This window comes from Halorubrum sp. SD683 (genome assembly GCF_002135045.1).
Classification (GTDB): domain Archaea; phylum Halobacteriota; class Halobacteria; order Halobacteriales; family Haloferacaceae; genus Halorubrum; species Halorubrum ezzemoulense.
Map to the genome: position 1 here is coordinate 1 of NZ_NEWJ01000113.1, position 5,419 is coordinate 5,419.

General features: G+C 70.1%; 6 protein-coding genes. 3 read left to right on the forward strand and 3 right to left on the reverse strand.

The features are described 5' to 3' along the window. Window positions 1-296: enolase C-terminal domain-like protein (locus B9G49_RS15490; protein WP_303645952.1), on the forward strand; the 296-nt coding region annotated here is incomplete at its 5' end. Between the two features lie 73 nt (window positions 297-369). Continuing rightward, window positions 370-825: a DUF5799 family protein gene (locus B9G49_RS15495; protein WP_086216968.1), complete on the forward strand. Its 456-nt coding sequence runs from the start codon at window positions 370-372 to the stop codon at window positions 823-825. A gap of 39 nt (window positions 826-864) precedes the next feature. On the opposite strand, the gene B9G49_RS16870 is transcribed toward B9G49_RS15495, so the two are convergent. Next, on the reverse strand, window positions 865-1,014 hold the full coding sequence (locus B9G49_RS16870) for a hypothetical protein (protein ID WP_169514827.1): 150 nt from the start codon (window positions 1,012-1,014) through the stop codon (window positions 865-867). 95 nt (window positions 1,015-1,109) lie between these two features. Further along, window positions 1,110-3,260: a hypothetical protein gene (locus tag B9G49_RS15500; RefSeq protein WP_086216969.1), complete on the reverse strand. Its 2,151-nt coding sequence runs from the start codon at window positions 3,258-3,260 to the stop codon at window positions 1,110-1,112. A gap of 145 nt (window positions 3,261-3,405) precedes the next feature. On the opposite strand from B9G49_RS15500, the gene B9G49_RS15505 reads away from it, so the two are divergent. Continuing rightward, window positions 3,406-4,455, forward strand: a complete 1,050-nt coding sequence (locus B9G49_RS15505; RefSeq protein WP_086216970.1) for a phosphotransferase family protein — start codon at window positions 3,406-3,408, stop codon at window positions 4,453-4,455. A 24-nt stretch (window positions 4,456-4,479) separates the two neighbouring features. On the opposite strand, the gene B9G49_RS15510 is transcribed toward B9G49_RS15505, so the two are convergent. Further along, the gene (locus B9G49_RS15510) at window positions 4,480-5,277 is read right to left on the reverse strand and encodes an aldo/keto reductase (protein WP_086216971.1); all 798 of its coding nucleotides are present in this window, start codon (window positions 5,275-5,277) and stop codon (window positions 4,480-4,482) included. Window positions 5,278-5,419 lie beyond the last annotated feature (142 nt).

Below are 5,419 nucleotides of genomic sequence, written 5' to 3' on the forward strand. Positions count from 1 at the left end.
TCCTCAAGCCGATGGCGCTCGGCGGCCCCGACCGCGCGCTGGCGGCCGCGCTACGGGCCCGGTCGGCCGGCGTCGACCCGGTGGTCACCACCACGATCGACGCGGTCGTCGCGCGGACGGCCGCCGTCCACGTGGCGGCCGCGGTCCCCGAGGTGTCGCCCTGCGGGCTCGCGACCGGGACGCTGCTCGACGAGGACCTCGCCCCCGATCCCTCTCCCGTCGCAGAGGGCGCGGTCGCCGTGCCGTTGGGACCCGGACTCGCGGGCGCCGCGTTCGACGATCTCCGGCGGTCGTGAGCGCGCCCCGTCGGCGTCCGCACCCTGACGCGAGGGGGACGGACTTTTCACCGCGACCGGCGAACGGAGTCGCATGAGCGAGTGGACCGACGCCATCGTCGGCGAGCGGATGACCGTCGACAACCAGTTCAACGAGCGCGTCGCCGCGTCGCGCTTCTCCAGCCAGGAGTGGGGCCTGATCATGACGGCCACCGATCTGGAGATCGAGAACGCCGACGACCCCGACGCCGCCCGCGTCGTCGCGGACACGTCGAACCTCCCCGCGATCATGCCGGAACTGGAGAACCTCCGGTCGCAGATGGCGGGGATGGGCGGCGCTCCCGGCGGCGACTCCGGCGGGTCCGGCGGGGGCGTGGTCGACTCGATTAAGGGCGCACTCGGGCTCGGCGGCGGGGGCGGATCCGGCGGTCCCTCGGACGAGGAGCTGGAGGCCGCAGAGCGGCTCGTTCAGGAGTACGCCGACGAGCTACAGGCGCACCTCGAGGAAGCCGGGAAGTGGGAACAGGTCCGCCTCGCGTATCAGGAGTAGTCGACGGCCGGGTTCGGGGGACCCGTCCGCCCCGCGGCCTCAGTCGAGATCGCTACCGCGGAACAGCGTGAGCTCCTCCGCCTCGTAGATGTTGATCAGTTCGGTCACGATCTCGTCGTACTCCTCGTCGTCGACCCGGAGGGAGTCGAGTCGCTCGACCGTCTCCTCGTCAAGGTGGACTTGGGGCATACGCGGCGGTTCGTCGTCCGGAGGATAAAAAATATCGGCGGGTGGAAGATGCTGAGGACAATCGTTAAACATCTGTGGGCGGTCACCGAGCGAAATCACTCGTGAGACTGACACTCGTCATCGATCGCCGTCCGCTCTGGAGATTCCGAGCCCCTATCGGCCGAGAGGGCCTGTCGAGCCGACTTCTCAACGTCTTTAACCGTGAGATCGGTAGCCGGAGGGATGAACCGTCCGTTGAGGAACAGTACGGTGTCGGGTTCGATCGACCACTCGGCCACCGTCTCAGAGGAGAGGGCCGGTCGCTCCGTCGGGTCGCGTCCGACGAGTCGCGTCTTCTCGTTGAAGCAGTCGTAAACGATCTGATACTCCGCCCCGAACCACGAGAGGGGGGAAAGCACCGTTCGCCAAGTGACGCGGTGTTCAGAATCGGTCGCTGATTCGACGAAGGCGAGCCTGGGCGTCGGAGGGTTCGGGGGCATCACGTTCGTAGAACCGTTGCCCGCGAAACGGACCGGCGGCCGACCGGGAAGCGGTAGCGTGGCGATGGACGTGTCGAGCGGGAGGCCCGCCGCGGCGAGCAGTTCGACCGCGGTTCGGATCCGTTCGGCGGGGATGCGACCGTCGATCACCGCGGCCCCGGTGCCGCCGCGCCGGACCGCGTCGACGCCGACGGCGACGCGCCAGCTTCCCTCGAAGACGCTGACGACCGGAGCCGATCGATCGTCCGCCGTCGAGTCGTGAGGGAAGTCGACGGGAGCGCCGTTGGCGACCGGGACGCCGCCGTCGAGGGGGAGGTCGCAGTACAACAGGTCTACCGACGGGTCCGACAGCGCGTCCGCGACGACGTCTGCGGTCGGCGTTTCGAGTACCGAGAGGGCCCCGACGCCCGCGGGGAGCGACGGGCTGGTGAGCGCCTCGCGCAGTCGCCGCGCCCGCTCCGAGGATCGGATGAGGAACGTGACGGACGCTTCTCCGGGGTCCGGTGGGGTTCGCCGTAGCTGGTGTTCGTACGCCGCCGGGAGCGCCGCGGCGGTCCACGCCGGTATCGGATCCGAATCCGGGTCCGGTGCCGAGCCGCCTTCGCGTGAGGGGAGCGGATGACTGCCGCTCGGCCGGTCTGCCGTCGTGAGTCCGACCGGGTCTCCCGAGCGCATCCGCCCGGCGGAACCGCGGACTCGGACCGGTGCGAGAACGTGCGCGAGGTGGGGCAGGAGCTCCGCACCGGCGGGATCGGGACGGAGTATCGCCTCCGTCGACCAGTTGGGAGCGTAGGGCTCGACGGTTCCCGGGTCGACCTCCAGGTACTCCATCACCCGCTCGCTCAGCGAGAGGCCGTCCAGATTCGGCGGGTAAAACGGGAGCTGCGGCCCCACCTGCTCGTACTCCTTCCTGTCGGAGAGCGTGTAGCCGTCGGTCCGCACGAGCGTGTCGAGGAAGAACCACGTCCGCAGTAGTTCACCGACTCGTTCTTCGAGTCCGCGACCGTCGGCGGGAAGCCGCTCCGTGTACCCGGTGTCGAGCCGGACGGCCGGTTCCTCGCCGATCTTCATCCGTGCGCCGAGGTAGTAGGCGAGCGTCGAGAGACGGTACACGTCGGCGTACGTCGGTCGGACGACGACCTCGACGCCCGTGTCGGGGACGGTCAACGGGGTCGGAATATCGAGCGACTCGCCTCGCCGGATTCGGGGCGGATACCCCCGCAGGGTCGGCCAGGATCGCTCCGCGGAGAACTCCCGGATCGACGACCCCAACACCGACACCGCCGCCGCGAGCGCCTCCGGATCGTCGGGGACGGTGATCGTCGCCTCCGGACGAGTGTGGAGCGACCGCGCGCCGAGACTGACGGTCGCCGGACGGCCGAGCGCGATCTCGACCGGGTCGGAGCCTTCGACCCCGCTCACGGAGAGTTCTGCGTCTTCGAACCTGAGGGACGACTTCGTCACGCCAGTGATGTCGATACAGTACGATCCACGCGGGAACTCCGCCGGTTCGGTGGGCCGCCCGATGAACTTGCCCTCGTCGTCGCGGACGACGATCGACGTGTACTCCGGAACGGTCAGCGACTGCGCCTCGAAACTGACCGCGTCGTCGACCGGAGACGGGAATAACGCGGGCAGCGCCGGACTGAGATCCGGCTCGCGGTCGACGCCGAGCCGCATCTCCTCGCCCTCGATCACGTCGCGGACGGTGAGCGTCGTCGCGTCGACATCGAACGCGATACGCCCGTCCGGTGACCCGTCTTCCACGAGTTTATTATCTTTCACCAACACGTATGAGGGCATCGATAATCACGCGGTAACAGGATTCTGAAACGTGTTCCGAGATTTTACGTGGCACGGTCATCCCTGTCCTGACAACAATATTAACACGGGGCCGTGCGGAACGGAACGCATGAACGGCACCGGATCGGAACCGATCGACCGCGCGCTCGCCGCGGCGTTTCCTGACCGCGAGGTCGACCGGCTGACCGGCGTCGGCCCCTCGTGGAACGGCGCCAACGAGACGGTCGGCGTCGCCTTCGCCGACGGCGGACGGGCGTTCCTCAAGATCGCGCTCGCCGACGAGAGCAACCGGCTCGCCCGAGAGCGCGCCGTACTCGGATACGTCCGGGAGCACGGACCCATCGCGGTCCCCGAGGTGCTGGCGGCCGACCCCGACGGCGACCCGGCATACCTCGCGACGGCGCCGGCGCCCGGCCGAGGGCTGCTGGGCGTCTACGAGGCGGCGAGCGGCGACGAGCGCGAGCGACTGCTCCGCCGCGTCGGGCGTGCGCTCGCCGCGCTCCACGCCGACCGGTTCGCGAGCCACGGGGAGATCGTTGGCGCGGGGGCGGAGCGCGGGAGCGCGGCGGAAGGAGCGGCGACCGCGGGACCCGACGCGCAGACCGGACTCGCGATCGAGTTCGCGCCGTGGACAGACGTGCTGCTCGCGACGGTCGAGCGGACGCGCGAGATCGGCACCTCGGAGCGGCTCGCCGACCACTACGACGCCGTCGTCGACTGCGTGCGCGCGAACCGGGACCTGCTCGACGGCGCGCCGGCGGCGCTGCTCCACGGCGACGTCACGAAGCCGAACCTCTTCGTGACGGCCGAAGGGGACGGGGCGGACGCTACCGACGGCCCGGGCGTCGCGGCGATCGACTGGGAGCTGTCCCACGCCGGCGACCCGGCTCGGGACCTGGTGCGCGCGGAGGACCAGCTGCTCAACGGGTTCGACTCGACCGGCTCGGAACGGTTCGCCGCGGCCCTCCGCGAGGGATACCGCGAGCGCGCCGGGGGGCTTCCCGAGGGGTTCGAACGGCGGCGCCCAGTCTACGAGGTCGTCAGAATGCTCGGACGCTCGGGATTCATCGATCAGTGGGTACCGTACCTCGACGAGCCCCTCGATGCCTTGGTCGATCGGGCGGACGCCGAGCTGCGGGCGCGGCTCGACGCGGTCTGATCGCGGTGTCAGCCGGCCGCCCCGTCAGCGGTTCCACGCCGCGTCGTCGGGGTCGATCTGACGTTCCCCCGGATCGAGCGCATCGATCTCATCGAGGTCCTCGTCGGGCAGGTCGACGTCGACTGCGCGCAGGTTCTCCCGCAGGTGGTCGCCTCGCCCCTTCGGGATCGGCACGATACCGCGATCGAGCGCCCACGCGAGCGCGACGACCGCCGGCGAGAGGTCGTTTCGCTCGGCGATTTCGAGGATCGCCGGATCGTCGAGGATCTCCCCGCGGCCGAGCGGGGAGTAGCCCACGAGCCGGTGGTCGAACTCGTCGGCGAGGGCGCGCAGTTCCGGCTGCCGGAACCGCGGGTGACACTCGACTTGGTGGGCCGCGATCGGCGCGTCGAGGATCTCGCGGGCCTCGCGCAGCAGATCGGGCGTGAAGTTCGAGACGCCGACGTGGTCGGTCACCCCCTCATCGCGGAGTTCGTCGAACGCGGGCAGCGTGGTCTCCGCGTCGTACGCTCGGATCGGCCAGTGGACGTACAGGAGGTCGACGCGGTCGAGGCCGAGCCGATCCAGGCTCGCCCGCGCCGTCTCGCGGACGTCGTCGGGCGCGAGGTTCTCGGGGTGGACCTTCGTCGCGACGACCACGTCGTCGCGATCGACGTCGCTCGCGGCGATCCCCTCGCCGACCGCCGCCTCGTTGTCGTACATCTGCGCGGTGTCGACGTGACGGTAGCCGGCGTCCAGCGCCGCGGCGACGGTGTCGGTACAGGTCTCGGGGTCGTCGAGCCCGGACGTTCCGAGCCCGATCGACAGGTCGAGCGTTGGCACGCGTTCGCGTTCCGGCCGCTGGGTGAAAAAGGCGCGCGAGCCGGCACGTCACGATCCCGCAGTTCCGTGCGCGTCCCGTGCGCTTGTCGCGCCCCGCACCCTTAATCCGTCGCGCCCGACGACGTCCGCGAGACGGCGCGGG

Coding starts and splice junctions, on each gene's coding strand:
- B9G49_RS15495 (WP_086216968.1), top strand. CDS start 370: ATGAGCGAGTGGACCGACGCCATCGTCGGCGAGCGGATGACCGTCGAC.
- B9G49_RS15505 (WP_086216970.1), top strand. CDS start 3,406: ATGAACGGCACCGGATCGGAACCGATCGACCGCGCGCTCGCCGCGGCG.
- B9G49_RS16870 (WP_169514827.1), bottom strand. CDS start 1,014: ATGCCCCAAGTCCACCTTGACGAGGAGACGGTCGAGCGACTCGACTCC.